The 26105-nt window shown below is 46.0% G+C and carries 20 protein-coding genes and 1 tRNA gene; 16 read left to right on the top strand and 5 right to left on the bottom strand.

All coding sequences use genetic code 11. From position 1 onward, the window contains the following. The first annotated feature begins 389 nt into the window (after nucleotides 1-389). The 6 genes from ACX0G9_RS18860 to feoB all read left to right on the top strand — a co-directional run bounded on the left by ACX0G9_RS18860 (nucleotide 390) and on the right by feoB (nucleotide 8005). A complete protein-coding gene (locus ACX0G9_RS18860) occupies nucleotides 390-758 on the top strand; it encodes a PadR family transcriptional regulator (protein ID WP_459066503.1) in 369 nt (122 codons plus the stop codon). 25 nt (nucleotides 759-783) lie between these two features. Beyond that, entirely contained in the window at nucleotides 784-3066 is a 2283-nt protein-coding gene (locus tag ACX0G9_RS18865) for a PspC domain-containing protein (RefSeq protein WP_459066504.1), read from the top strand. Nucleotides 3067-3261: 195 nt separating this feature from the next. After that, the gene (gene gcvT, locus ACX0G9_RS18870) at nucleotides 3262-4347 is read left to right on the top strand and encodes a glycine cleavage system aminomethyltransferase GcvT (RefSeq protein WP_459066505.1); all 1086 of its coding nucleotides are present in this window, start codon (nucleotides 3262-3264) and stop codon (nucleotides 4345-4347) included. 121 nt (nucleotides 4348-4468) lie between these two features. After that, the gene (locus ACX0G9_RS18875; RefSeq protein WP_459066506.1) at nucleotides 4469-4945 is read left to right on the top strand and encodes an SRPBCC family protein; all 477 of its coding nucleotides are present in this window, start codon (nucleotides 4469-4471) and stop codon (nucleotides 4943-4945) included. Between the two features lie 37 nt (nucleotides 4946-4982). Beyond that, nucleotides 4983-5714 (top strand): 2-phosphosulfolactate phosphatase, encoded by a 732-nt coding sequence (locus ACX0G9_RS18880; protein ID WP_459066507.1) that lies wholly within the window; start codon nucleotides 4983-4985, stop codon nucleotides 5712-5714. 146 nt (nucleotides 5715-5860) lie between these two features. After that, a complete protein-coding gene (feoB, locus tag ACX0G9_RS18885) occupies nucleotides 5861-8005 on the top strand; it encodes a ferrous iron transport protein B (RefSeq protein WP_459066508.1) in 2145 nt (714 codons plus the stop codon). Nucleotides 8006-8008: 3 nt separating this feature from the next. Here the strand turns inward: feoB and ACX0G9_RS18890 are convergent, their stop codons facing one another. The 4 genes from ACX0G9_RS18890 to ACX0G9_RS18905 form a co-directional block, all read right to left on the bottom strand. Continuing rightward, entirely contained in the window at nucleotides 8009-9160 is a 1152-nt protein-coding gene (locus tag ACX0G9_RS18890; RefSeq protein WP_459066509.1) for a methionine aminotransferase, read from the bottom strand. Between the two features lie 36 nt (nucleotides 9161-9196). Next, entirely contained in the window at nucleotides 9197-9919 is a 723-nt protein-coding gene (locus ACX0G9_RS18895) for a ribonuclease H-like domain-containing protein (protein ID WP_459066510.1), read from the bottom strand. Between the two features lie 9 nt (nucleotides 9920-9928). Further along, entirely contained in the window at nucleotides 9929-11011 is a 1083-nt protein-coding gene (locus tag ACX0G9_RS18900; protein WP_459066511.1) for a mannose-1-phosphate guanylyltransferase, read from the bottom strand. A gap of 70 nt (nucleotides 11012-11081) precedes the next feature. Further along, on the bottom strand, nucleotides 11082-12050 hold the full coding sequence (locus ACX0G9_RS18905) for a KpsF/GutQ family sugar-phosphate isomerase (protein WP_459066512.1): 969 nt from the start codon (nucleotides 12048-12050) through the stop codon (nucleotides 11082-11084). A 446-nt stretch (nucleotides 12051-12496) separates the two neighbouring features. Here ACX0G9_RS18905 and recQ point away from each other — a divergent pair, with 446 nt between their 5' ends. From recQ to ACX0G9_RS18935, 6 genes are all read left to right on the top strand, one after another. Then, nucleotides 12497-14767 (top strand): DNA helicase RecQ, encoded by a 2271-nt coding sequence (gene recQ, locus ACX0G9_RS18910; RefSeq protein ID WP_459066513.1) that lies wholly within the window; start codon nucleotides 12497-12499, stop codon nucleotides 14765-14767. A gap of 93 nt (nucleotides 14768-14860) precedes the next feature. Beyond that, a tRNA-Phe gene (locus ACX0G9_RS18915) sits at nucleotides 14861-14933 on the top strand. A 149-nt stretch (nucleotides 14934-15082) separates the two neighbouring features. Then, nucleotides 15083-15598: a YhcH/YjgK/YiaL family protein gene (locus ACX0G9_RS18920; RefSeq protein WP_459066514.1), complete on the top strand. Its 516-nt coding sequence runs from the start codon at nucleotides 15083-15085 to the stop codon at nucleotides 15596-15598. Between the two features lie 31 nt (nucleotides 15599-15629). Continuing rightward, nucleotides 15630-16097 carry a hypothetical protein gene (locus tag ACX0G9_RS18925; RefSeq protein ID WP_459066515.1) on the top strand — a complete coding sequence of 156 codons (468 nt, stop codon included), beginning with the start codon at nucleotides 15630-15632 and terminating at the stop codon, nucleotides 16095-16097. Between the two features lie 97 nt (nucleotides 16098-16194). Beyond that, the gene (locus ACX0G9_RS18930; protein WP_459066516.1) at nucleotides 16195-18126 is read left to right on the top strand and encodes a beta-N-acetylhexosaminidase; all 1932 of its coding nucleotides are present in this window, start codon (nucleotides 16195-16197) and stop codon (nucleotides 18124-18126) included. A 29-nt stretch (nucleotides 18127-18155) separates the two neighbouring features. Next, nucleotides 18156-18845: a class I SAM-dependent methyltransferase gene (locus tag ACX0G9_RS18935; protein WP_459066517.1), complete on the top strand. Its 690-nt coding sequence runs from the start codon at nucleotides 18156-18158 to the stop codon at nucleotides 18843-18845. Between the two features lie 31 nt (nucleotides 18846-18876). Here ACX0G9_RS18935 and ACX0G9_RS18940 read toward each other — a convergent pair whose 3' ends face one another. Continuing rightward, on the bottom strand, nucleotides 18877-20019 hold the full coding sequence (locus tag ACX0G9_RS18940) for a glycoside hydrolase family 5 protein (RefSeq protein WP_459066518.1): 1143 nt from the start codon (nucleotides 20017-20019) through the stop codon (nucleotides 18877-18879). Between the two features lie 168 nt (nucleotides 20020-20187). Here ACX0G9_RS18940 and ACX0G9_RS18945 point away from each other — a divergent pair, with 168 nt between their 5' ends. The 4 genes from ACX0G9_RS18945 to ACX0G9_RS18960 all read left to right on the top strand — a co-directional run. After that, nucleotides 20188-21654, top strand: a complete 1467-nt coding sequence (locus ACX0G9_RS18945; protein ID WP_459066519.1) for a DUF3375 domain-containing protein — start codon at nucleotides 20188-20190, stop codon at nucleotides 21652-21654. Nucleotides 21655-21733: 79 nt separating this feature from the next. Beyond that, nucleotides 21734-22324 (top strand): DUF4194 domain-containing protein, encoded by a 591-nt coding sequence (locus ACX0G9_RS18950; protein ID WP_459066520.1) that lies wholly within the window; start codon nucleotides 21734-21736, stop codon nucleotides 22322-22324. Then, nucleotides 22305-25700 carry an ATP-binding protein gene (locus ACX0G9_RS18955; protein WP_459066521.1) on the top strand — a complete coding sequence of 1132 codons (3396 nt, stop codon included), beginning with the start codon at nucleotides 22305-22307 and terminating at the stop codon, nucleotides 25698-25700. The genes ACX0G9_RS18950 and ACX0G9_RS18955 overlap by 20 nt, the downstream gene beginning before the upstream one ends. Nucleotides 25701-25807: 107 nt before the next feature. Further along, on the top strand, nucleotides 25808-26105 hold a 298-nt coding region (locus ACX0G9_RS18960), incomplete at its 3' end, for a hypothetical protein (protein WP_459066522.1).

Raw genomic sequence — 26105 nt, forward strand, 5'->3', positions numbered from 1 at the left:
ATTGGCGGATCGGTATGGGGTCTTCCACAAATCTAATTGTTATTGTGCTTTCATTATATCTTTTTTTAATCTCTTTTTAATTTATTTTTTATACTAAAACATTAGCTGCCATTCATCCCTGACTTTTACCTTTTGTCCGGTTTTCTCATACTGCCATATACCCGGTTTTCTCCGTGAAAACCGCTCCCATGGTGCATTTTATACATTCGCCATTAGTAGCCTATGAAAATTACCTTCCTTAAAACAGTACTTTGTGTTGCATAGTACTAAAATAGTACTTACCTTTGGTTTGTCAAGATAATTATTCACTGCCATACCCCACTCTTCGGGAAAAAGAACAGAAGGCAATCGACAGGAGGAGGAAAGGCAAAAGCTCAAAAATCTAAAGTATGAATATCGAAAACACCCAGAGCCAGATGCGGAAAGGTATCCTGGAGTTTTGTATTCTCTCTGTTATCAGGCGCGGCGAAGCATACCCTTCGGATATTGTCGAAGAGATGAAGGGCGCCAACCTTAATATACTGGAGGGAACGCTTTATCCTTTGCTTACCCGGTTAAAGAATGCCGATATGCTCACTTACCGCTGGGTAGAAAGTAATTCCGGGCCCCCGAGGAAATATTTCTCCTTAACGCCAAAAGGAGAAGCCTTCTACGGGGAATTGGAGGCTACCTGGAACGAGTTGGCCAATGCCGTTCACTCTCTAACCAACAAGACAAACGGCATGAGCGGGACAACCGGCGAAACGATCACCTTCTAAACTTCAACCTTCAAATACAACTCAAATGAAAAAGATAATCAACATAAACTTTCATAGCAGGGTAGTCCCCATTGAAGAGACTGCTTATGAAATTCTTCAGCAATATATAGAAAGCCTGCGTGGTTATTTCGCCAATGAAGAAGGTCGTGATGAAATTATCAGTGATATCGAAAACCGGTTTGCAGAGCTTTTTTCTGAAAACCTGAAAAAAGGTGCTACCTGTATTACCGATGCAGACGTAAATACGATCATCGGCAGTATGGGGCGTCCGGAAGATTTCGAACAGGAGGAAGGGGCCGGTTCACCCCATTCAGGCACCTCAGCCAATGCCGGTTCAGGCGCTTTCACTACAGGCAGCGCGGAAAAGGATCCCGGAACCGGAAGTCCGGGGAACGCAGGTCAGCAAAGCAGCGCGCATTCGTTTTCTCAGGAAGGGCCCCGCCGGCTTTACCGGTCCGAGAATGACAAACTGCTGGGCGGTGTTTGTGCCGGTTTGGCTAATTATTTACGCCTGGACCCCGCTATTGTGCGGATCCTTTTTGCACTGATCACTTTTGGGGGATTCGGTCTCGGGTTTATTTTATATATCATTCTCTGGATCGTGGTTCCGCCAAGATCCCTGGATGCCAATGTCCGCAAACGCCTTTATCGCAATGGAGAAGACCGGGTAATCGCAGGTGTAGCCAGCGGTCTGGCCGCCTATTTTCATATCGACGTCTGGATCCCGCGTCTGATCTTTGCACTGCCGCTGATCCTGGGTATCATAACGTCGGTTTTCCGTAATATCTGGTTCGATTTTGATGCAGGTCCGGCATTTCTTACCGGAGGATTCGGAGGATCACTTTTTATCACCTACCTGGTCTTGTGGATAGTGCTTCCTGAAGCAGTTTCCGCTTCCGAAAAACTGGAAATGAGAGGAGAAAAAGTTGACCTGGAGTCCATTAAGAATACAATTCGCGGTGATATCGAAAATTTTAAGGGCCGTGCCAAAGAAATGGGCAGTGAAATGCAGGAACAGTTCTCCAAAGTCGGGGAACAAATGAAACAAAGTACCCAATCATTCAAATCCGAAGCGGCTCCGATCTTCCGTAAGACCGGCAGCGGCATTGGCCACGCTATCGGAGTTTTGTTCAAAGCTTTCTTTTTATTCATCGCCGGCATCATTGCCTTTTCCCTGATCATGGTTCTGATCGGATTTGCGTTCCGGGGCGATGGAATTATAACCATCAAAAGTTATCTCCTGGGCGGATTCTGGCAGAACTTCCTGGCCTGGGCAAGTTTTATATTATTCCTGGTTATCCCTGTTATTGCCTTGCTCACCTGGTTGATCCGCAGGATCACCGGGGTGCGATCCCGAAACCATTATCTGGGATATACTTTTGCCGCCTTGTGGGTGATCGGCCTGTTTTCTTTTGTCGCTCTGGCCGGAATGGTCTTCAACAATTTCCGGACAAGACAACATATTGAAGAAACGTTACAGCTTTCCCAGCCTGTTCAGGGAAAATTAATTCTGAAAACCACAGAGGATAAGGTTATCTATTACGACAATGATAATGACTGGTTGTTTAGTTCTGACTGGGAAAGGAATGGTCCTTTTTACTATTTGAATGAAGATAGCCTGCTGTTAAGAACAGTTCGGATAAACCTGTTTAAAAGCGAAGATTCCGACTATCATGTGCATGTGATCCGGTTCAGTCGCGGCAATAATCCCACCATCGCCAAGGCCCTTGCCGAAAAGATCACCTTCACACCCCGGCAGACAGACAGCATTCTTTATCTGCCAAAAGGGTTTGCCATTACACGGGATCAGAAGTTCCGTAATCAGCAGGTATTGGTTGCCGTAGCCATTCCGGTAGGGAAGCGGATCATCGTGAACAAAAATGTCGAAAGATACCGTTGGTTCAACGTGAATGTAAACAACCGGCATATCCGGTGGAACAACCATAACGATGATGACTGGAGCATTGATTCGGATGATGATGGGGATTGGAATAACAGTTATCACTGGACGAATAACGTTGAATATATCATGACCCCGGACGGTCTTTCGAGGACTGATAAAAAAAACACGGTGTCGGGAGAGGATAAAGAGGAGGATGAGGATAAAACAAATAATACCGGAAAAAAAGGACCGGAAAAAAAGAGCAAAGACAAGTCTTCCCCGAATAATGACGGATACCGGTATCACTCCCCTGCAGAGCCCGCCAAACCCAAAAAATCAACGGATACGGCAGTGATCAAGAGTACGGCAATGAATAGAATGGAAGATGCACATCTTTATCTTTTGTCGGCATTGTTTATTCGATAAGCGGGCAGGTTTGACGGGCAAACCGGCCCAACGAAGGGACAAGTCAAGCGGAAAAATGGACAAGCCATCAAAATAAAAGGTTGAAATCAGTTGGTTGAAGTTGGAACACGGGCTTCTCCGGCAATGGCCGGGAAGCCCTTTTTGCTTTAATTTATTGAACGAGAAACCATATTTTTGCCGCACAAAATCACATACATGAAGAGTACTCCTTTCACAGAAAAACACATTGCCCTTGGCGCGAAAATGGCTGAATTTGCCGGCTATAATATGCCCATCAGCTATAGCGGTATAAACGATGAACATCATGCCGTCCGTACCAATGCCGGAATTTTCGATGTCAGCCATATGGGCGAGTTCATTGTCAAAGGGGAGCATGCCCTGGATCTGATCCAACGCGTCACCACAAATGATGCATCAAAATTAACCGCAGGAAAGGCGCAGTACAGCGCACTTACCAATGAGAGTGGCGGAATCGTTGACGATCTGATCGTTTATTGCCTCGAAGAAAATAAGGCATATATGCTGGTCGTGAATGCTTCAAATATTGAAAAAGACTGGAACTGGATATCGAAATACAATAACCGGCGTGCAGAGATGCACAATATCTCCGATAAAACCTGCCTGCTGGCCATCCAGGGGCCCAATGCGACAAAGATCATGCAGACGCTGACGGATATCGATATTCTCAATCTGAAATATTACACTTTTGAAAAAGGGAAGCTCGCGGGTGTGGAGAATGTTATCATCAGCGCAACCGGGTATACCGGGGCAGGGGGAATTGAAATCTATTTTGAAGACAAGGACGGAGCAGCAGATACGATCTGGAATAAAATATTTGAAGCGGGGGCCGTTCAGGGGCTGAAACCCATCGGTCTGGGGGCAAGGGATACCCTTCGGTTGGAAATGGGTTATTGCCTTTATGGAAATGATATCGACGATACAACCTCTCCGTTGGAAGCCGGTCTGGGCTGGATCACCAAATTCACGAAGGATTTTACCGCCCGCCCAATCCTGGAAAGCCAAAAAGCAGAGGGGATCACCCGCAAACTGGTAGGGTTTGAAATGATGGAAAAAGGGATCCCCCGTCATGATTATGAGATCAAGGATTTTTCAGGCCGGATAATTGGAAAAGTATGCTCCGGAACGCAATCCCCTACGCTTGGCAAGGCCATTGGTTTGGGTTATGTGGATAGTTTTTTCTCCAATATTGATACAATAATTTATATCAAGGTTCGCGATAAGCTCCTCCAGGCCAAAATTATTAAGCTTCCTTTTAGTTAATAAGCACAATTTTTAAGCTTCTGCAGAAGGTTGGAATGATTTTTTCTTGTTTTATGACCGGAAGAGGGTTATTGGTGAAAATTTAACCCTCTTCCGGTCATCGTCTTATTATAATAACCCCATGCCTACCATCCATCTAACGACTTTTGTTGCCGCTTCTGCGGAACGGGTATTTGACCTTTCCCGGAGTATTGAGCTCCATCGTAAATCTATGGCCCATACTGGAGAACAGGCCATAGGAGGAACCACCAGCGGGCTGATCGGTCTTGATGAAACCGTTACCTGGCAGGCAAAACATATAATGCGCAAAAGGGTCATGAAATCGAAGATCACCGCTATGGTACGACCTTTTTCCTTTACGGATGAAATGGTAAGTGGCGATTTTAAGCGTTTTAAACACGAACACCATTTTAAATCCATAGAAAATGGCACCCTGATCATTGACCTGCTCGAATTTGAGGCGCCTTATGGCAGTTTGGGCAAGGTGGTCAATCAATTATTCCTTACCAATTATTTGAAAAAACTCCTGGAACAGCGTAATCAAATGATCAAAGAATACGCTGAATCTGAAAAATGGAGGTTTGTTTTAGACAGATAGGTCCGTACGAACCCTTAAATTTGCGGTTTATTCCGTTATGACAAGTTCCAAACCCAGCTTATATACAGCAGTTTCCCCCGCCTTATTACATTTATATGATCTGAGTCACGCCGTAGTGGTGATCATTGATGTCCTTAGGGCCACTTCTACCATTGCCACAGCCCTGCACAACGGGGCTAAATGTGTTATTCCGGTAGACAGCGTGGCCAAATGCATTGAATTGGGCAAACAGATTGATGGCATTACTGCCGGTGAGCGGGATGGCAAAATTGCCGAAGGGTTAAAACATGGTAATTCTCCTTTTGAATATCCCCGCGAATTTGTAGGTGGAAAGACCCTGGTCCTTACGACTACGAATGGCACCAAATTACTCCATATGGCCCTGGATAGGGGTGCCGGGCAAATCATAACCGGTTCTTTTCCTAATCTGGGAGTAGTTTGCGATTACCTGCTCTCTCAAAATCTGCCTGTTGTCCTTGGCTGTGCAGCCTGGAAAGACAGGGTTAATATTGAGGACCTTTTGTTCGCCGGGGCCGTTATCAATAGGATAAAAAAGAATTTTTCCATCAATTGCGATTCCTCTCAGATTGCCGAGACCCTGTACGGAAACGCCAAAAAAGATCTGTTTTCCTTCATGAAGGTTAAAAATGCCTCTCATTTTCATCGCCTCAGCGGGTATGGTCTGGAGGAGGATATCCGCTATTGCCTGACCCCGGACATCGCCAATACCCTTCCCTTTTACGAGAACGGCAAGTTGATCGTGCTCTGAAAAGCCAAGGGCTTTTCAGAGCTAAGCCCCATCATTAGATTCGAAAGCCCCGAAGATGAACTTCGGGGCTTTCGCTGGAAGATCCTCCGTATATCGTAAACATTGTCACCTATAAGGCGTTACTTTTGCAGACTTTACCGGTCCGCATGGGTCCTTTCAGTTTGAAAAAAAACAATCTTCATATTGCATTAGTAGGCAATCCCAATAGCGGGAAGAGCTCCCTGTTCAATGCCCTTACGGGGCTGAACCAGAAAGTAGGGAATTTTCCAGGAGTGACTGTAGACAAAAAAACCGGCACAAGTGAGCTAAACCCGGGGAACCAGGTAAATATCATCGATCTTCCCGGAACCTATAGCCTTTATCCCAAAAGACCGGATGAATGGGTGACTTATAAAGTCCTTTTAGGTCAGGACCCTGCTGTTCAGGCAGATATGGTTGTGTTACTGGTTGATGCCAGTAATCTGAAAAGGAATCTGTTATTCTGCTCCCAGATCATTGACCTGAAGATTCCGGTGATCGTTGCCCTGACCATGATGGATCTTGCCAAACAAAAGGGGATCGAAATAGATGTTGACGGGCTGGAAAGGGAGCTGGGCATACCGGTAGTAGCGGTTAATCCCCGCAAGAACAAGGGTATCCCTCCATTGAAAAAAGTAATTCAGGGTATGGCCCGTCAGGTTTATCAGGCCCCGGCCCGGAATTTTATCGCCAGCAACATACTTGCGGCAGGAGCCGTCCGGGACGTAAAAGAGTTGTTTCCGGAAAAAGAGATCAGCGATTATACCGCGATTCATTACCTGATCAATCACGAAAATTTCGACTTTCCTCCAAAAATACAAGGTGGTATAGAGCAGATCGAAAGCGACCACGCTTTTAATCATACACGAATACAGGCGGACGAGATCATGCAGCGTTATGCCAGGATCAAACAGATCATGCAGCACACTGTCTCGGAGCCGGATCCCCTGCAAAAAACCCTGTTTACCGAAAAACTGGACAACCTGTTGCTGCACCGGCGATGGGGCTATGTAATCCTGGTGGGGGTTCTTTTCCTTCTGTTTCAAAGCGTATTCTGGCTGGCCAGGTTCCCCATGGAAGCGATAGACTTTTCTTTTTCACAACTGGGAGGGTGGCTGGGCCGGCTTTTGCCGGAAGCCTGGTGGAGCGATCTGCTGGTTAATGGGCTGCTTGCCGGACTAAGCGGAATATTGGTCTTCGTTCCCCAGATTATGATTCTTTTTGGGCTGATCACGATCCTGGAGGACACCGGTTATATGGCCCGCATCAGTTTTCTCACAGACAAGCTGATGCGTAAGGTGGGTTTGAACGGGAAAAGTGTAATGCCGATGATCAGCGCATTCGCCTGCGCCGTACCGGCCATCATGAGCGCCCGCAATATCGAGAACCGGAAGGAACGTTTGTTGACGATCCTCATAACCCCGTTAATGAGCTGCAGTGCAAGGTTGCCGGTATATGCCATCCTGATTGCACTCGTCATTCCTCAAAAGCAGGTTTTGGGCATATTCAGCCTGCAGGGCCTGGTGATGATGGGCCTTTATTTATTGGGAGTCGTCATGGCGATGATCGTGTCTTATGTCGCCAAATGGTTTATCCATATGAAGGAAAAGAGCTTTTTTATCCTGGAACTACCGATTTACCGGGCTCCGAGATGGAATAACGTCGTTGTCACCATGATCAACAAGGCAAAGATATTTGTGGTAGATGCGGGAAAGGTAATTATGGTCATCAGCCTGATCCTTTGGGCGCTGAGCTCCTTTGGGCCAGGAGATGGAATGAAAAATATAAAGACACATTATGCGCAGCAGATAGAGGAAAATCCCGGGAAAACACAGGAATTGGAAAAAGACAGGGATGCAAAACTGCTGGAAAACTCCTTTGCCGGCAAATTGGGCAAAACCGTCGAGCCGGTGATCGGTCCCCTTGGATATGACTGGAAGATCGGGATAGCCCTTATCACCTCCTTTGCCGCCAGAGAAGTTTTTGTTGGGACGATGGCTATCTTGTATAGTGTCGAAGGCGGAAAAAATGCGGACCAGAAAACATTACACGACCGGATGGCATCAGCCCGAAGGTCAGACGGAACCCCGGTGTATACGCTGGCCAGCGGCGTTTCCCTGATGGTCTTTTATGTGCTGGCCATGCAATGTATGAGCACTCTGGTCATCGTCCGGCGGGAAACCCGTAGCTGGAAAATACCGCTGATTCAATTGGTCTATATGACCGGGCTGGCTTATTTGATGAGTTTCCTGGCCTATAATCTGTTGAAATAACTTTTAGATATTTCTTAGTTTTTCCACCGCATTTTCCAGCGTCTCCTTTTTTTTGGCAAAACAAAACCGGATCACTTTATCATCCTTTCCTGATTGATAAAAAGCGCTGACGGGGATAGAAGCCACCCCGTATTCTTTCGTAATGCGGATAGCCAGATCCTTATCCCCCTGATCACTGATCCGGTCATAGCTGAACAATTGAAAATAGCTGCCATAAGAAGGCAATGGAGTAAATCGGGTAGTTTCCATCAACCGGAGGAAATGGTCTCTTTTTTCCTGCATAAAAGAGCCGAGGGTAAGATAGCTGCTTTTATCGGTCAGAAATGTCGAAAGGGCAACCTGGGAAGGAGAGTGACAACTAAAACAATTGAACTGATGCACTTTGCGGAATTCATTCATCATATCCGGTGAGGAAACACAATATCCCAGCTTCCATCCGGTACAATGGTAAATCTTACCAAAAGAAAAACAGACAAAACTTCTTTCCATCAGGTCCGGATAACGCAGGATTGATTGATGGGGTATCCCGTCAAAAATAAGATGTTCATACACTTCATCGGAGAGGATGAAGATATTGGTGCCGCGGACAATGGAACGTAACGCTTCGATATCTTCAGGACCCAAAACAGCCCCTGTAGGATTATGGGGAGAATTGATCATGATCATCCGGGTTCGGGAATTGATCTTCGTTCTGACGATATCCCAATCGATCTTATACCCGGGAAAACCCAGATTGATACGTACCGGAATGGCGCCATTGATCTCGATATTCGGAATATAGCTGTCATAAGCCGGTTCAAAAACAATGACCTCGTCTCCCGACCGTAATACTGTCGTCAATGCCGTATAAATGGCATAGGTGCCTCCGGGGGTGATGGTGATCTGCGAATCCTGGTTTATATTCGTTCCATACAGGAAGCGGATCTTTTCGGACAATACCTCCCGCAAGGCAGGCAACCCATTCATGTGCACATATTGGTTGAAGCCTTTGTTCATGGCCTCATTTACCAGCGCTATCAATTCCTGGTTCATGGGATAATCCGGAAACCCCTGTCCAAGGTTCACCGCCCCATATTCTGCGGCCAGGGAGCTCATCACCGTAAAAATGGTCGTACCGACCTGTGGAAGTTTGCTTGTTATTGTTGGGGATGACATATCAGGACCTCTCTTTACTCCATTATTTGCTTCACTTTATTGCTTAATTTCTATGTTCTCCGGCCGGATCAGAGATTCACCGTTCATCCGCAGATAGACCTGTGCCACCGTGACCACATCTTTCTGGCAATAGGTCACAATACGGGGAAGGTCCTTTTGCAGCCAGTAGACTTCTCCTACCTGGCTACCGTTAATATCGTCTTTCGGTGTCGGGACCCCCAGGACATGGGCCAGCAGGTTCAGTGAAACAAAACTTTTGTATTCGCCGAATTTCCATAGTTCCATCGTGTCGATATGCTGTATTTCCCAGGGCTTTTTACCGGACAGATTCAGCACGGAGGGTATGGGAAGTCCATGAATGACCATCCTTCGGCATAAATAGGGGAAATCAAAATCCTTGCCATTGTGGGCGCAAAGATATTTCTGATTGTCGGATGCCCATTTGCGTAACAGTTCGTTAAACTGAAGAAGGAGGTTCTTTTCATCATCCCCGTAAAAAGATTTAAGAGAGATCTTTTTCTCCGTACCGGAAGAAGAAATAATGCCGCAACTGATACAGATGATCTTGCCAAACTCTGCATAAATGGCTGCCCGTCCATAGATCTCTTCCGGATTGGTCAATGGTTTGTCCCTGATAAGGGATTCGGCCTTGTGCCGCCACAAATCCTTCCAGTCATCGGGAACTTCTCCGAATGCGGCGTACTGGGATACCGTTTCGATATCGAGGAAGAGAATGGTATGGAGTGGATAAGGGGCCATAAGGTCGGACTAAAGGAATTGATCTCCTTTATTACGTTTTAGCTCGGCTACATATTCTTTGATTTCCTGTTCTTTTTCCCGTTTGCAGATCATCAGAACGTCCCTGGAATCCACGACGATAAAATCGTCTAAACCTTGCAGCAGGAGCAGTTTTTCATTGGGCGCATGGACCATGCATTTGGTAGCATCTATCACGACTACATTGTCTCCTGCCACCGCGTTCCCCAGATAGTCTTTTTCCAGGTTCTCATATGCGCTGTTCCAGGTGCCCAGATCGCTCCATCCGAAGGAGGAGGGGATAACATATACATTATCCGCTTTTTCCATAATTCCGAAGTCAATGGAAATATTGGTACATAAGGGATAAATATGATCAAGAGCTTCTTTTTCCGAGGGGGTATTGAACTTGTCTTTATCAGCGGAAAATACGTCATACATTTCCGGGAGATATTTTTCAAAAGCCTGGATAATATTCTTTACCTGCCAGACAAATATACCGGCATTCCATAAAAAGTCTCCGCTCGAAAGGAAGGTCCTGGCCAGTTCCAGGTTGGGTTTTTCCGTAAAGGTTTTCACCTTGTATACATTGTCGGTTACGGAATGCTGTTCATGCTGAATATATCCATACCCGGTATTCGGGTGTGTCGGTTTAATTCCCAGGGTAATAAAAGCATTATGTTTATTCACAAAGCTGAGTGCTTCCAGGCAGACCTTATTGAAGCCTTTTGTGTCGAGGATCAGGTGATCGGCCGGAGCAACGATCAGAGATGCCAACGGATCGGACTGCTGCAGCTTAAAAGAAATGTAGGCTATACAGGGTGCCGTGTTTTTACGGGAAGGCTCCCCCAGTATATTGGCCTGCGGCAATAGTGGCAATTGCGTATGGACGATCCCGGAGTATTCCTGGGAAGTCACTACATATATATTTTCTACCGGAATAAAGGAAGCAAACCGTTCGAAGGTCCATTGGATCAGGGTCTTACCCGTATTCAGGATATCCAGGAATTGTTTGGGGTAATTCTGACGGCTCATGGGCCAGAACCGGCTGCCGATTCCGCCGGCCATGATCACCACGTAATAATGTCTATTCATAATTCAATCTTGATGTAAATTCTGCTATTGATCCTCAACCTACGAAATCTCTTTTATTCCACGCTGTGTCCTAAATAATTCCTTCCCGGATAAGGTCATGCAAATGGATAAAACCTGCATATTGTTTCCCGCTTGTTACCACCAACTGGGTGATATCATTGTTGCGCATTAAATCCAATGCTTCTACGGCCAGAGCTTCCGCCCCAATGGTCTTTGGATTGCTGGTCATAATATTTTTCGCCGTAATACCGACCGATACTTCATTTTTTTCCAGCATACGCCTCAGGTCTCCATCCGTAATGATTCCCAGCAATTCCCCCTTTTCATCGGTTACTGCGGTAGCACCAAGTCTTTTGGAGGTGATCTCCATGATTACTTCTCTCAGGGAAGTATCGTTTCCCACATGGGGTTTTTCATTCTGAATATACAGATCCTGCACGCGCAGATACAATTTTTTACCTAAGGTGCCTCCCGGATGAAAACGGGCAAAATCCCCGCTGTCAAACCCGCGCATTTCCATTAACGTTACGGCCAGGGCATCACCCATAACCATTTGTACGGTAGTACTGCTGGTCGGCGCCAGGTTGATCGCACAGGCCTCTTTCGAAACCGTTGTATTCAGAACGATATCGGATTGTTTTGCCAGAGCGGATTGCAGATTGCCAACCATTCCGATCAGCGGATTTCCGAAATTACGTATAAATGACAATAACATTTTGATCTCCGGGCTTTCCCCGCTTTTGCTGACGATCATCACCACGTCCTGCTCCTGGACCATACCCAGATCTCCATGAATAGCGTCGGCCGCATGCATAAAAACAGCCGGTGTACCTGTAGAGTTCAATGTGGCGACGATCTTTTGCGCAACAATGGCACTTTTTCCGATGCCGCTTATCACTATCCGCCCTTTGCAGGCAAAAAACAATTCGGCCGCTTTCACGAATTGGTCATCTAAAAGCCCTTCCAATGCTGCAACCGATGCCGCCTCAGTCCGGATCGTATTTTTGCCTGTCTCTAAAATGTTTTTATCCCTGCTCATAAATGATTCGGCAAACCTACATTAAAAACATAAATAGACAATAAACAGTCAAATTGCTCCTTCAAACGCTTTTTGCTGAAAAAATTCAGGGTTCATTTTTCGTTTATTCCCCGAATGAACGTTTTTATGTTTTTTTCTCTCAAGGGTTTCTCCATGATCGCTAATGTCGTGTTTTGCTGATGATTTGTAAATCCATGAATACCAGTAGGCTTTTGTAAAAAATAGATGTAGGAAAACATATTAATTTTCTTTATATTTATGACACAGCCTTCCAATTTTAACAGAAATGACTAGTTCCTTACCCTGTTTTTGCATAACTTCGCCATCCTTTAAGTTAAACGAGACAGAACCCTTTTGAAAAAACAAATACTGTCATTTTTACTGTCCAGTGGATTTCGGATTCATTAGAATGATAAGGTAAATCGTGAGTAGGAAAATATTTGAGCATGGCAACAACCGTAACTAAAAAAACTTCGACCAGAAAAAACAAGGCAATTAGTAGCAACCCCGTTAATAAACCTGCCTCTAGCCAACTTCTGGCCCAGTTACAAGAACACTTTGGTTTTGATGCATTCAAGGACAACCAGGATGCCATCATACAAAACGTATTAGCCGGCAAGGACACCTTTGTCATCATGCCGACTGGCGGAGGCAAAAGCCTTTGCTACCAATTACCCGCTATCATAAGCGAAGGAGTGGCTATTATCGTCAGCCCGTTGATCGCCCTGATGAAAAACCAGGTTGATCTGGTGCGCAGTTACAGCAGCAGGGACAACGTTGCGCATTTTCTTAATTCGACGCTTAATAAAAAACAGATAAGGGAGGTCCATGCCGATCTGCTGAATGGCCATACCAAAATGCTGTATGTAGCTCCGGAGACGCTCACCAAGCAGGAGAATATGGACTTCTTCAGCGATCTGAAAATATCTTTTTTTGCTGTGGATGAGGCCCATTGTATTTCTGAATGGGGCCATGATTTCCGGCCGGAATACCGGAGATTGCGTGAGATGATGGATCAGATCAACCCTGATATCCCGGTGATCGCCCTAACGGCTACGGCAACTCCTAAGGTTCAAAGCGATATCGTTAAGAATCTGGCTCTTCGGGATCCTAAAATATTTATCTCCTCTTTTAACCGCCCGAATCTTTATTACGAGATCCAGCCAAAGATAAAAAAGGATCAGACCATTAAAAGTATTGTCCGCTACATCGTACAACATAAGGGAAAAAGCGGCATCATTTATACGCTGAACCGGAAAACTACAGAGGAACTGGCGGATATGCTGGTAGCGAACGGCATCAAGGCCGTAGCTTATCACGCCGGGCTTGACAGCAAGCTTCGTGCGGAAAGACAGGATCTTTTCCTCAATGAAGACGTACAGGTGATCGTGGCCACCATCGCTTTTGGAATGGGCATCGACAAACCGGACATCAGATTCGTCATCCATTTTAATATTCCTAAATCCATAGAGAATTATTACCAGGAGACAGGACGTGCTGGACGTGATGGATTGGAAGGAAATTGCATTCTTTATTATTCGCATAAGGATGTGGCCAAGCTGGAGCATCTGATGAAGGACAAACCGCTCAGTGAAAGGGAAGTAGGTGCCCAGCTTATTAATGAGACAGTTGGATATGCCGAGACCGGAGTCTGCCGTCGCAAAGTCCTTATGAGTTATTTTGGGGAAGGATATACAGCGGAAAACTGTGGTAGTTGCGACAACTGTCTGCATCCGAAAGAATGGATAGAAGCCCAGAAAAGTGCGGTGAAAGTTTTGCAGACCGTCAAGGCATTGGACGAAAGATTCGCTACCGGATACACCGTCAATGTTCTTATCGGCAAACTGACTCCGCAGATCCAAATGTTCCGTCATGAAGGCATCCCGGAATTTGGTATCGGTAAGGACGAGCCTGAGCATTTTTGGAATTCCCTGCTCCGCCAGTTACTCCTGGAAGACCTGTTGAAAAAAGATATAGAAGAATATGGTGTATTGAAGCTCACGAAAAAAGGCGAGGATTTCCTGAAGAAACCCGGTTCATTCAGGATCGTGCTGAACAATATATTTGAAGAGGCCTATGCGGATGACGAGGAAGAAGGGGGTGAGGCCGTTGCCGCCGCCGCTACGGATACAAAATTATTCGAACTCCTGAAAGAAATTCGCCAGAAAGAAGCCAAAAAGAAGGCACTGCCTCCTTTTGTCATCTTCCTTGAAAACTCCTTGCAGGATATGGCCACCCTTTACCCAACAACAGTCCAGGAACTGGAGAAATGCCAGGGAGTGAGTAAGGGTAAAGCGATCCGGTATGGCAAGCCCTTTATCGAGCTTATTGCCAAATATGTGGAAGAGAATGAGATCGTCAAACCGGATGATTTCATTATGAAGAGCGTGGTTAATAAAAGTGTCAATAAAGTTTATATCATCCAGCAGGTTGATAAAAAAATTCCCCTGGAGACCATCGCTAAAAACAAAGACCTTCGTCTGGATGCCTTATTGGAGGATATGGAGACGATCGCTGCCAGCGGAACCAAACTGAACCTGGACTATGCGGTCGATGAGATGCTGGATGAATATGAGCAGGATGAAATCATCGAGTATTTCAAAAGCTGTGAGACAAGCAGCCTCCAGATAGCCCAGCAGGAATTAGCTGAAGGTAATTTCACCTGGGAGCAGTTAAAGATCATGCGGATCAAGTTCCTGAGCGAATATGGGATGTAATCCCGTATTTTTTTAAGGATTTAGCTCTCAAAATTTCGGAAATTCACTAAGAATGCCATATTTTTGCCACCCCAATCAAAAAAGGGGACGTGGGGTGCGGTAGCTCAGTTGGTAGAGCAAAGGACTGAAAATCCTTGTGTCGGCGGTTCAATCCCGCCCCACACCACGAAGAAAATCAAGCGATTACGACTGAAATGGCGTAGTCGCTTTTTCTTTACTACTACATACAACATTTAACTCCGACAGTCCAGGGCTATAATTTAAATGCCGCTCGGAACGACCAAATAAGTTTGTGTTGAGGCGTATATTTGCGCCATGATCACTTCCACTCTTTCTCAGTTACACTGGTATAAAATAATGAGTCCCCATTTTGCGAAAGCTATTGACTTTGCCCTTACAACAGATCTCGCTTCCCTTCCAGTAGGCAAACACGAAATTGACGGAGAAAATGTGTTTGGGATCATCAATGAATATTCCACCAAACCGATCTCCGAATGTGACTGGGAAAGTCACCTGAAATATGCCGATATCCAGGTTTTGATCTTCGGTTCGGAAAAGTTCGGTTACAGTCCGCTGAACGGTCAGGAACCGTCTGTACCTTATCAACCGGAAAATGATGTCATTCTTTATCCAGGCTCCGTTTCTACAGGCAACGAGGTCGGCAAAGATGCTTCCGGAACTTCCGCTCCCGGCAGTGTGGAAGCATCGGGTTATATTACCCTCAATGCCGGCGGGTTCATTATATTTTTCCCCACAGATCTTCATCAGCCTGAACTATTTATCGAACGGCCTGAACCGGTAAAAAAACTGGTCTTAAAAGTAAAAGTTTAGCTACGCCTGGATTTGCGTTATATTGCTGTTGATGACAGACTCCGAAAAAATACTTTTTAAGAATAAACTGAAGCGTGCCGGCCTTGCCATTATTGAGCAGCGCATTTCCACGACAAAGGAGTCCATGGACCAGGCACAGCAGGCCGCCAATCAGGAAGGAAAAAGTTCTGCCGGGGATAAATACGAAACGGCAAGGGCCATGGGGCATTTACAAAAAGACATGCATACCCGTCAACTGGTAGAACATTTAAAAGAATTGGCAGCACTCCATGAGATAAATGCGGATATTATCTATTCTGCTTCAGGAACCGGTGCATTTATCGTTTGTGAAGGCATCTCTTTTTTTATTGCAGCCGGATTGGGCAAACAAAAAACAGACGACCAAACGATCTTCTTTCTTTCTCCGCACGCTCCCCTGGCCCGAGCCCTGGAACATAAAAAAGTCGGGGAATCCTTTCTGTTTAATGCGGTAAACACCGTTATTTTGGATGTGTTTTAAGAAAAGCATAAATAAACGGGTTACAATTTTTCACCAATGGCTACCCTTATATTTACAAACGCATTTCATTTACAAACCAACCCAAGATGTCAGTAACATGAAAAAAACACTGCTAGCCTCTTCTTTATTTTTGGTAGGCCTCATAGCTTTTTCCCAGGAAAAGGCGCCGCTGATCTCCATTATCCCTGCTCCTGCCAGTCTGCAGATAGATCAGGGGCATTTTGTCTTGCCAAAAACTGTCGTTATCGAAGCGCCGGATCAGGCTGAACTGGCACAAACGCTGGAAAGCCTTAAAAATCACCTGAGTGTTCCAACAGGGTATACGGTCACCATTTCAAAAAAAGCCACCGGAGCGGCGACAATCCTCCTGTCTTTACAAAAAACACCGGATATCTCCCTCGGCGCGGAAGGCTATTCTTTATCCGTCACTTCAAAAAATATAACGATCCGGGCCAATCAACCGGCAGGTTTGTTTTACGGTGTTCAATCCCTTTTGCAATTGTTCCCCACAGAAATTGAAAGTCCTGTCCGGGTGACAAAGGTCACCTGGCAAACGCCCTGTGTGACGATAAAGGATTCTCCCCGTTTTTCCTGGAGAGGGTTGATGTTCGATGTTTCCCGTCATTTTTTTACCAAGGCGGAAGTAAAGGATTTTATCGATCAAATGGTAAAGTATAAATACAATTTGCTGCATCTTCATCTGACCGATGACGAAGGTTGGAGGATCCAGATTAAAAGCCTTCCCAAACTAACGGAAGTGGGAGCATGGAATGTACGCAGGGTTGGGACCTTCGGTACTTTTGCAGCGCCGGCAGCAGACGAGCCCCGTGATTATGGCGGTTTTTATACCCAGGAAGATATTAAAGAACTGGTGCAATACGCCAAAGACCGTTTTGTCAATATTCTTCCGGAAGTGGATGTCCCCGGGCATAGCCTGGCTGCCATCGTATCTTACCCCGATCTTTCCTGTACCGAAGGAGCAGAGAATTATCGCGTCCGGTCCGGTGAAAAGATCATGGACTGGCACAAAGGCGGGTTTTCTGCGCTGGTGGACAATACGCTATGCCCGGCTAATGAAAAGGTCTATACTTTCCTGGATAAGGTATTTACAGAACTGGCCGGTCTTTTCCCCTTTGGTTATATCCACGTGGGCGGCGATGAGTGCGCTAAAAACTTTTGGGAAAAAAGTGATGCGATCAAACAGTTGATGCAAAAAGAAGGCTTGAAGAGTATGGAGGAAGTCCAAAGTTATTTTGAAAAACGCGTCGAAAAGATCGTGGAGTCAAAAGGTAAAAAAGTGATTGGATGGGATGAAATACTGGAAGGCGGCCTTGCTCCAAATGCCATGGTTATGAGCTGGAGGGGGATGAAAGGGGGAATAGAAGCCGCCAAACTAGGTCATGAAGTCGTAATGAGCCCTACTACCTTTGTGTACATCGACTATATGCAGGGTGACCCAATCATCGAACCTCCTGTATATGCTACCCTGCGCTTAAAAACAGCCTATTCCTTTGAACCGGTTCCCGAGGGTGTAGACCCCAAGCTCATTAAAGGAGGCCAGGCAAATCTATGGACTGAGCAGGTTTATAATACCCGTCATATGCAATATATGGTTTGGCCCCGCAGTCTGGCAGTAGCGGAATGTTTATGGTCTCCAAAGGAAAAAAAGGACTGGAATAATTTTGCGAAAAGAACGGAAATTAATTTCGGAAGGATGGATCTGGCCAAGGTAAAATATGCCCGTTCTATGTTCGATCCGATCGTTACCGTAAAAAAGGATTTCAGCGCCAATGATTCCCTTTCTGTCGAACTATCCACGGAAATAGAAGGATTGGACATTCATTACAGTTTTGACAATTCCAATCCGGATAATTTTTATCCGAAATATACCAGTGGCCTTTCGGTACCAAAGGATGCGGTCATGTTGAAAGTCATCACCTGCCGTGACGGCAAACCCATTGGCCGGCAGATGGATCTGCCTGTAAAAGAGTTGATCCGCCGGGCAGGCTTGAAAGGCGGAGAGGAATAAATACCTTTGCCCGACAAAATCGTATAGACATGAGCGATGTGCTGGGCGAGGCCATTTCAGATTATTATCATCAAACATCCACCGGCAAACTTTGGGTTCATAACAAATATGGCCCGAAAGAAGAGATGCCGGTGGATGTTTATTTCAGGGATGCGGAAGACATGCCCGAAATGGAATGGCAGGCACTTCAACAATGCAAGGGAAAAATCCTGGATATCGGCGCAGGAGCGGGAAGTCACGCCCTTGTCTTACAGGGTATGGGGTTGGATATTACTGCCTTGGATATTTCACCTAAGGCTGCACGGGTCATGCAACTCCGTGGGGTCAATCAGATTATCCGGCAAGATTATTTCACCCTGGAAACCGGCTCCTTCGATACCCTTTTACTCCTGATGAATGGGATCGGGCTGGCCGGGACACTGGATGGTCTCAATGGGTTTTTGGATCAGGCAAAAAAAATAATGAATCCAGGAGCCAGCCTGATCTTCGACTCCTCCGATATTGCTTATCTGTATGAAGAGAAGCCCTACAAGGGCAATGGCTATTATGGAGAGATCCTTTATCAGTATGAATACCGCAAACAAAAATCAGATTGGTTCAATTGGTTATTTATCGACAGAAAAACATTAATTGAAATAACAGCATCGGCAGGATGGCATACCTCGGTCTTAACCGAAGATGAATGGGGGCAGTACCTGGTGAAATGCGAGCTTCGATGAAACCGATGTGTATAAGCATCAAAACAGGGATTTATTTTTTCACCATCAGATCCAGGAATTTCTTATCCAGCTTGTGGCCATACCAGTCTACGTAATTCACATCCGTTCTGCCCGAATCCAAAACTCCGAAATCCCCAATGAATTGCCAGACGGCAAACCCGATCTGGTAGGAAGAAAGGATGTCCAGCACATCGGCGAACCAGGCGACAAAGACTTCATGCGGCGTCTTATTCCAGGCTCCGCATTCCCCGCAATGGACACCAATCCCTTTTTGTGCCAGTTCGATCCAGGGTTTATAATAAGTCTCCAGCATCTGGCGGCTCAGGTATTGATTGCCTACCTGTCCGGGCCACAAAGGAACCGGCAGGTGTTCGGTGTCTTTATTTGCCCAGGGAGCTTTATAATGGGAAATAGCGTGGGGATGATAACCCCGGCAGCTTTGCGCAATGTCCAGATCCAGGATTTCGGGTATGACTGAATTACCGACATTATTACCATCAGCAATAACCAGGTGCCCACTATTCTCTTTTCGTATTGCTTCAGCCGCCTCTTTAGCCACTTTCCGGTAAACAGCTCCCGGAACGTCACTCCGTTTCGAAAGCTGGTCATTCATATCTTCCCGCATACTGGGTTCATTCAGGAGGTCAAAACTTATTTTCCGGGAGGAAATATTTTTATAGCGTTTGGCCCATACATTCCAATGAAAATAAAAAGCTTTTTGCGCTTCGGGGTCTGTCCAGAGATTATATGGTTCGTGGAACCCCGCATTGATACAATAGCCCGGCGCACGGTGCAGGTTCAGGCTTACATGCATATTGTATTTATGGGCCAGGGCTACCAGGGCATCGATCTCTTCCAACTTTTTTTCATCCAGCTGGTATACTTCTTCCGGGGTGATATTCCGGGTACGGTCGAACCGGAGATAATGTGGATAAGCGATGGGCAGTCTTATAAAATCAAAACCCCAACCGGCCATCCATTTAAAATGTTCCTCCACGGTAGGATATTTTCCTGTACCGGGAGAGGGAGAAAAAAAATCCAGCAGGTTGAAGCCTTTCCATTGGGGTAATTTATTCGCGTAAGAAGAAGGAAGAGCCGCCAGGGCCGCTTTTTCAGCCAAAGAAATACCGATCGTGGCCAGACCGGTATTTTTAATAAAGGATCTTCGATGCATAGGTCTGTTTTAAAAAGTGCCGGGATCCATAACAAAAAAAATCCATTTGAGGCATCCCTAACCGGTCAAAAGTTACATAGAATCGATTATTTTATTTATCCCCAACGAAGTTTTTTTATAATTTTTTATCGGCTGAATCAATAATTTCATCCTTTTAACGAAGCCCTGATGCCGAACCCGGATATATCCTATTTATTTGAATCCGCGCCTTCTGTGCAAATTATCCGCATGCGGAATGCGCAGTGGGTGATCCCTTTCCTGTTTAAAGCGTTTAAAACAGAAAACACCCTTTCCATCCCGGAGCCTGTCCTGATCAATTTGTTGGCTGAAGAGCTGCATAATCATGCCGATGGGATGGAAGATCTGGAAGAAGCCCGGATCGAATTCGGGGAAGACGAAGAAAGCCGCGCACGCAAATACCTTCTTAACTGGGTGCAGAAAAGATTGCTCCAGGACTATCCGGACGCGGAAGCCGTCACCCAATACCAGTTAAGCTCCCACAGCGAAAAATTATTTCAATGGCTGCAAAGCCTCGAGAAAAGGCAGTTTGTGGGAACGGAAAGCCGTTTCCGTTTTCTTTTCCAGACTTTACGCGAAATGGTAGAATATACGGAGGACAATACGGCCAAACGGCTGGAAGAGCTAAAGAACAGAAGAGCTGAAATAGATAAAGAGATCAAAAGGATCGAGCTGGGTTTTTCGCCGGAGATCTTCACCAATGCACAGATCCGGGAAAGGCTGGAATGGTTCACCCGTCTTAGTCATGAATTATTGAGTGATTTCCGGGAAGTGGAGGACAATTTCAAATACATCCACCGCCATATCGTTGAGCAGCATACCAGGGCTGAGATCAATAAAGGCGCCATCGTCGGGTATGCTTTCGAAGCTTATGACGCGTTGCGAAAAAGCGACCAGGGGAAAAGCTTTTATGCATTTTGGGATTTTCTCGTTTCCCGGGCCGGTCAGGAAGAATGGCGGCAGCTTACCGACCAGCTGCTGCAATTATTACAGGACCGGAGTATTGGCGGGGACGGGGATTTTGTACAGAATATCAAATCGCTTCTTTTGCAGCAGGGCCGGAATGTTTACGATGCGAACGACAGGATGGCCGAAAAACTGAGCCGTATCATAACGGAAAAAGAAATAGCCCGTCATCGCCGTCTCCGGCAGCAGATCGGCAGTATCAAGGATTTGGTCTTTCAGTTCATGGATGAGGATCAGCCTCCCTGCGGACTTCTTCTTCCTTCTCCTGCTCCGGTCCGGATGAGCATGGAGCGAAAACTTAGCCTGGTTGAAAAACAGGGCTCTCCTGTCATGAAACAACCTTCGAATGCACACGAAAAGATCGAGGATATAGAACGATTCAGCCGGATGCTGAACACCAGTCATATTGATAAAAAGAAACTATGGAAACATGTCGAACAGGCATTGGAACAAAACTCAACCGCTACGCTGGCAGAGATTATTGGGCTTTCCGGGTTAACCAACGGAGTCGCAGAAGTGATCAGCTATTTCAGCTTCCTCCGGGAAAAGTCAGCCAGGGTACAATCCATGCAGGAGATCACGGAGCTGATCCCACTGAATTCTGAAAAAACCAGGTTCATTGAAGTGCCCTATCTGCTTTTCAGCAGATAAAAAGCGCGGCTCGGGTTATGCCCGGAAGCAGGTCCAATGGAACAGGGCAGAAAGCTTATCATTTAAAAATCCAAATTGGATGACAAACGAAAAACAACAGATCTTATCATATACCCCGGTCCTTATCAAACTATTGAAAGGGCCGGTAGAATATCTGGAAAAATCTTCATGGGAGCAATTACTCCAATACCAGGGGGAGCTGACACGTTTCCTCCAGCAATTAGGGCTGGTGCTGGTGCTGGAAAAAGACGACGGGTATGCCTACCTGGAACAACTCCGCCTGGACGAGGAGGAGAATGTTATAGGCTGGGTCCGTCGTTTTCAATTGGGTTATGAAGAAAGCGTATTGCTTGTCCTTTTGCGGGATATGATGGCCGAGTTCGAAATAGGAGAATCCGGTTCGCGGGAACTGATCAAAAAACGCAGGGAGATCAAAGAATACGCGGAGCTTTTTTTTAAGGAAAATCCAAGCCGCGTAAAATTCATTCGTGACCTGGACAGGTTGATCGACAGGGTAGAGGAACTGGATTTCCTCGAAAAGGTGGAGAACCATGATCTGTCCGACGAACAGAAATTCCGTATTAAAAAGATCATTAAGGCCAGAGTGGACAACGAAATACTGGAAAATTTTAAACTACAACTTACCGAACATGCAGCTGGGCGTATTTAGTACCGATGAGAACAAGTCCGGATTTCGTTTGCAGTATATGGAGATCTTCAACTGGGGAACATTCGATGAGCACGTTTGGAAAATTCATCCGGGTGGGGAGACCTCTCTGCTAACAGGGGCTAACGGCAGCGGAAAAACGACCTTTGTGGACGCCCTGCTGACCCTGATCGTACCGGAGAAAAAACACCGGTTTTACAATCAATCCTCCGGCAGCGAAAAAAAGGGGGACCGTACCGAAGAAAGTTATGTATTAGGCGGCTATGGCAGTGTCCATTCGGAAAACGGCCAATCCAGTAAAACCCTGTACTTACGGGAAAACAAGGAACAGGCCTACAGTATCCTGCTGGCTCATTTCGCCAATGAGGCGGAACAATACGTTACGCTGTTCCAGGTGCGTTATTTCAGCGGGTCCGAGATGAAACGGGTATTCGCCATCGCGCACAAGCCACTCCATATTGAGGACAATTTCAGGCCTTTTGACAGCAATGGCGCCTGGAGAAAACGGATCGACCAGCAATTTAATAAAGGCAGCCGCAAACAGGTGGAATGGTACGATGCTGCCAGCAGGTATGCCCAGCGGTTGGTGGAAGTGCTGGGTATGCAAAGTATGCAGGCGCTCAGTTTGTTCAACCAGACAATGGGCATTAAAGTCCTTGGGGAGTTGAATGAATTTATCCGGACCAATATGCTGGAGCCCCGTAATATGGAGCAGGAGTTCCAGGAACTAAAAAAACATTTGTCCACGCTTCTTGATGCTCAACGTAATATTGAAAAAACGGAGGAGCAGGTACGGCTCTTACTCGCGCTCCAGCAGCATTTCCGAAGCTATCAGGAACAATACACACTGGCCAGACAGGCCAAACAGGAGCAGGAGACCGGAAAGATCTGGTACAGTTATACAAAATATCACCTGTTGGAGGATCATATCGCCTTCCGGGAGAAAGAGGCCGGGCTGCTGAGGGCCCAAATGGAAGATACCAAACTAAAGATAACCGGGTTGCAGGAGGAAGAAAGACAGACCCGTAATCAGTTGGAACAAAATAAGGCGGGTCAGCGTCTTCAGCAGTTGGAGAAAGAACGCGGGATCCTGCACGGACAAGTGAAGGAAGCGGAGTCGGCCCTGAGAAAATTTTCAGAGTGGGCGAAGGCCCTGAAACTGGAAGAGAACGAGCCTGCCGACGATGCTGCCTACCTGCGGATAAAAAAAGAAGCGGAGCGGACGGATAAAAGATTAAGTACGGAGATACGGCTTACCAATGAGGATCTGTTTGACGCACAGGACCGTTTAAAAAAATCCGGTGATGAAAAAACAAAGATCGAGAACGAACTAAATACACTTTTACAAAGCAAGAACAATATCCCGGGTCATTTGATACATCTCCGCAAAGAGCTCTGCGCATCTCTGAAACTGGATGATGAGGATTTACCTTTTGCCGGGGAACTAATGCAGGTCAGGAGCGAAGAACTGGATTGGCAGCCTGCCCTGGAAAAATTGCTGAATCCTATTGCTCTCCGTCTGCTTGTGCCTGATAAACATTACAAAAAGGTCAACAAATATGTAAATAATACCAATTTGCGTGCAAGGCTGGTCTATAACCGGGTAACGGATATTGCGTTATTGCAGCATGCCGACGAAGGCACCGTCTGGCATAAACTGGAGTTTCATTCCGGTCATTCCCTTAGCGGCTGGGTCAGCCAGCAGATCATCCAGCAATATAATTTCAGTTGTGTGGAGAATGAAAAAGCCCTGGAAAGATATGAAAGGGCTATAACCATTCAAGGGCTGACCAAAAACAGGGACCGTCACGAAAAAGACGACCGGTCTGAAAGAAATGATCCCAGCCGGTATGTGATGGGCTGGAACAATGAAAAAAAGAAAGAAGTCCTGCAATACAGAAGATCACAGTTGCTCATCAGCCTGGAACAGGCCGGAGAAGCATTACAGCGGGCGACCAACAAAAACTCCCGTCTGCAGGACCAGGTTTTCGCCGTGAAACATATCCGGGAGCATTCCGGTTTTAAAAGCATTAATATTCCTTCGGTACAGCAAGCCATTCATCAGGCAGAAGAGCAGATGGCCCAGCTAAAAAAGGGCAGTGACCAATTAAAAACGCTGACCGGTCAGGTAGAAAATATTCACCGGCAGGTTGAAGAGAAAGAAAAAGAGAGAGACCAGCTTATAAGTAAAGTTTCCCTTTGCGATCACGACTTGCAAAACATGGAAGCGGAACGGTCGGGCCTTACCCCTTTGCTGGATCTGCTAACGGAGAATGATAAAGATCTGCTGCTTCAGTTTCAGCAGAAACACAGTTCGCTTCTTACAGGGTGTACCTTGGAAAATATCGAAACTCATTACCGCCAATTAACGGAAAATGCCCGGCAGGAAGTAAGTCAATATGAAGAGACTTCGGTTAAAGAAGGGAGAGAGTTGGACAAATCCATTCACAAGATAAAGAACCCTCCCCTGGATCTGCTGCAACGTTTCACCGATTGGGCAGCCGATACCCAGCAGCTTCCGTCCGAAAGGGAATTTGCCGGTGAATATCTCGAATGGCTGGACAAACTGGAGAAAGAAAATCTTCCCCGGTTTAAAAAAGATTTCGAGCGCCTGCTGCATGATACCGCTGTAATAAAGATGGGCGTATTGAATGAAGAACTGGAAAGCTGGGAGCGGAAGATCCGCAACAGCATCGCTACGCTTAACCAGTCTTTGGGAGGGATTAATTTCAATCGTTTACCGGATACCTATATTCAACTGGGTATCCGCCCCGTTGCCGATTCGGTTATTAAAGAATTTCGCAACCGGTTGTTAAATGCTCTTCCTCAGGCTGCAGACTGGCAGCAAAATAGTTACGAGGACAAAGCGATTCATTTCAAGCAGAATGTACAGGCTTTTATCAATACCCTGGATGAAAATGAGACATACCGGAGCCGCGTCCTCGATGTACGTAATTGGTATGAATTCTGGGCAGATGAAAGATTCAGGGAAACACAGGAGATCAAAAAAACGTACCGGCAGATGGGCCAGTTGTCCGGCGGGGAAAAAGCGCAATTGACCTACACCATTCTATGCAGTGCCATTGCCTATCAATTCGGCATTACCAAGGAAGGACGCAATTCCAAGAGTCTACGCTTTATTGCAGTGGATGAAAGCTTTTCCAACCAGGACGAGGAGAAAGCAACTTATCTGATGGAACTATGCAAACAATTGCATTTACAGTTATTGGTGGTAACACCAAGCGATAAGATCCAGATCGTAGAGAACTTTATTGCCCACGTACACTTGGTGCAGCGGGTGAACAACCGGCACAGCATCCTTTTTAATATGACCAAAAAGGAGTTAAAAGCAAAGAAGGGGTTAGTATTGAATGATTAATGACCGGGTACAATTATCTATTGCTGCTGGGGGGGAAATTGATACTGGCTTTAATGATTATTTGTTAATGATTATACAGGTGGCTTTAAATTGAGTAGTTTTAGCAGATGAAGGGTTGTGGCCTTTTTTTTCTTGCACTGCTTCTTACGCCGATGCTTGTCTTTTCACAGGCTCAGCGGGATTCCACATTTTCTATATTGATCAACAGCGGTATAAGTTTCACCCATGCCAATGATCCGCATATCAATCGTTGGCTGACCAAATACGGCTATCCTTCCGAACCCCGTGTTCCTTCATCGCTGAATTTTGAAATTGCTGCCATTCCTCAATCTTCCCGATACTTGTACAGCATCAAAGTATCAACAATCAATTCAGGGAAGAACCTGAGCTCCTTTAATATACTTG

The sequence above is a fragment of the Flavitalea flava genome, assembly GCF_054461575.1.

What these genes read in the sequence shown, in the direction of transcription:
- ACX0G9_RS18860 (WP_459066503.1), top strand. Translation starts at nt 390, where the DNA reads ATGAATATCGAAAACACCCAGAGCCAGATGCGGAAAGGTATCCTGGAG.
- ACX0G9_RS18865 (WP_459066504.1), top strand. Translation starts at nt 784, where the DNA reads ATGAAAAAGATAATCAACATAAACTTTCATAGCAGGGTAGTCCCCATT.
- gcvT (WP_459066505.1), top strand. Translation starts at nt 3,262, where the DNA reads ATGAAGAGTACTCCTTTCACAGAAAAACACATTGCCCTTGGCGCGAAA.
- ACX0G9_RS18875 (WP_459066506.1), top strand. Translation starts at nt 4,469, where the DNA reads ATGCCTACCATCCATCTAACGACTTTTGTTGCCGCTTCTGCGGAACGG.
- ACX0G9_RS18880 (WP_459066507.1), top strand. Translation starts at nt 4,983, where the DNA reads ATGACAAGTTCCAAACCCAGCTTATATACAGCAGTTTCCCCCGCCTTA.
- feoB (WP_459066508.1), top strand. Translation starts at nt 5,861, where the DNA reads ATGGGTCCTTTCAGTTTGAAAAAAAACAATCTTCATATTGCATTAGTA.
- ACX0G9_RS18890 (WP_459066509.1), bottom strand. Translation starts at nt 9,160, where the DNA reads ATGTCATCCCCAACAATAACAAGCAAACTTCCACAGGTCGGTACGACC.
- ACX0G9_RS18895 (WP_459066510.1), bottom strand. Translation starts at nt 9,919, where the DNA reads ATGGCCCCTTATCCACTCCATACCATTCTCTTCCTCGATATCGAAACG.
- ACX0G9_RS18900 (WP_459066511.1), bottom strand. Translation starts at nt 11,011, where the DNA reads ATGAATAGACATTATTACGTGGTGATCATGGCCGGCGGAATCGGCAGC.
- ACX0G9_RS18905 (WP_459066512.1), bottom strand. Translation starts at nt 12,050, where the DNA reads ATGAGCAGGGATAAAAACATTTTAGAGACAGGCAAAAATACGATCCGG.
- recQ (WP_459066513.1), top strand. Translation starts at nt 12,497, where the DNA reads ATGGCAACAACCGTAACTAAAAAAACTTCGACCAGAAAAAACAAGGCA.
- ACX0G9_RS18920 (WP_459066514.1), top strand. Translation starts at nt 15,083, where the DNA reads ATGATCACTTCCACTCTTTCTCAGTTACACTGGTATAAAATAATGAGT.
- ACX0G9_RS18925 (WP_459066515.1), top strand. Translation starts at nt 15,630, where the DNA reads ATGACAGACTCCGAAAAAATACTTTTTAAGAATAAACTGAAGCGTGCC.
- ACX0G9_RS18930 (WP_459066516.1), top strand. Translation starts at nt 16,195, where the DNA reads ATGAAAAAAACACTGCTAGCCTCTTCTTTATTTTTGGTAGGCCTCATA.
- ACX0G9_RS18935 (WP_459066517.1), top strand. Translation starts at nt 18,156, where the DNA reads ATGAGCGATGTGCTGGGCGAGGCCATTTCAGATTATTATCATCAAACA.
- ACX0G9_RS18940 (WP_459066518.1), bottom strand. Translation starts at nt 20,019, where the DNA reads ATGCATCGAAGATCCTTTATTAAAAATACCGGTCTGGCCACGATCGGT.
- ACX0G9_RS18945 (WP_459066519.1), top strand. Translation starts at nt 20,188, where the DNA reads ATGCCGAACCCGGATATATCCTATTTATTTGAATCCGCGCCTTCTGTG.
- ACX0G9_RS18950 (WP_459066520.1), top strand. Translation starts at nt 21,734, where the DNA reads ATGACAAACGAAAAACAACAGATCTTATCATATACCCCGGTCCTTATC.
- ACX0G9_RS18955 (WP_459066521.1), top strand. Translation starts at nt 22,305, where the DNA reads ATGCAGCTGGGCGTATTTAGTACCGATGAGAACAAGTCCGGATTTCGT.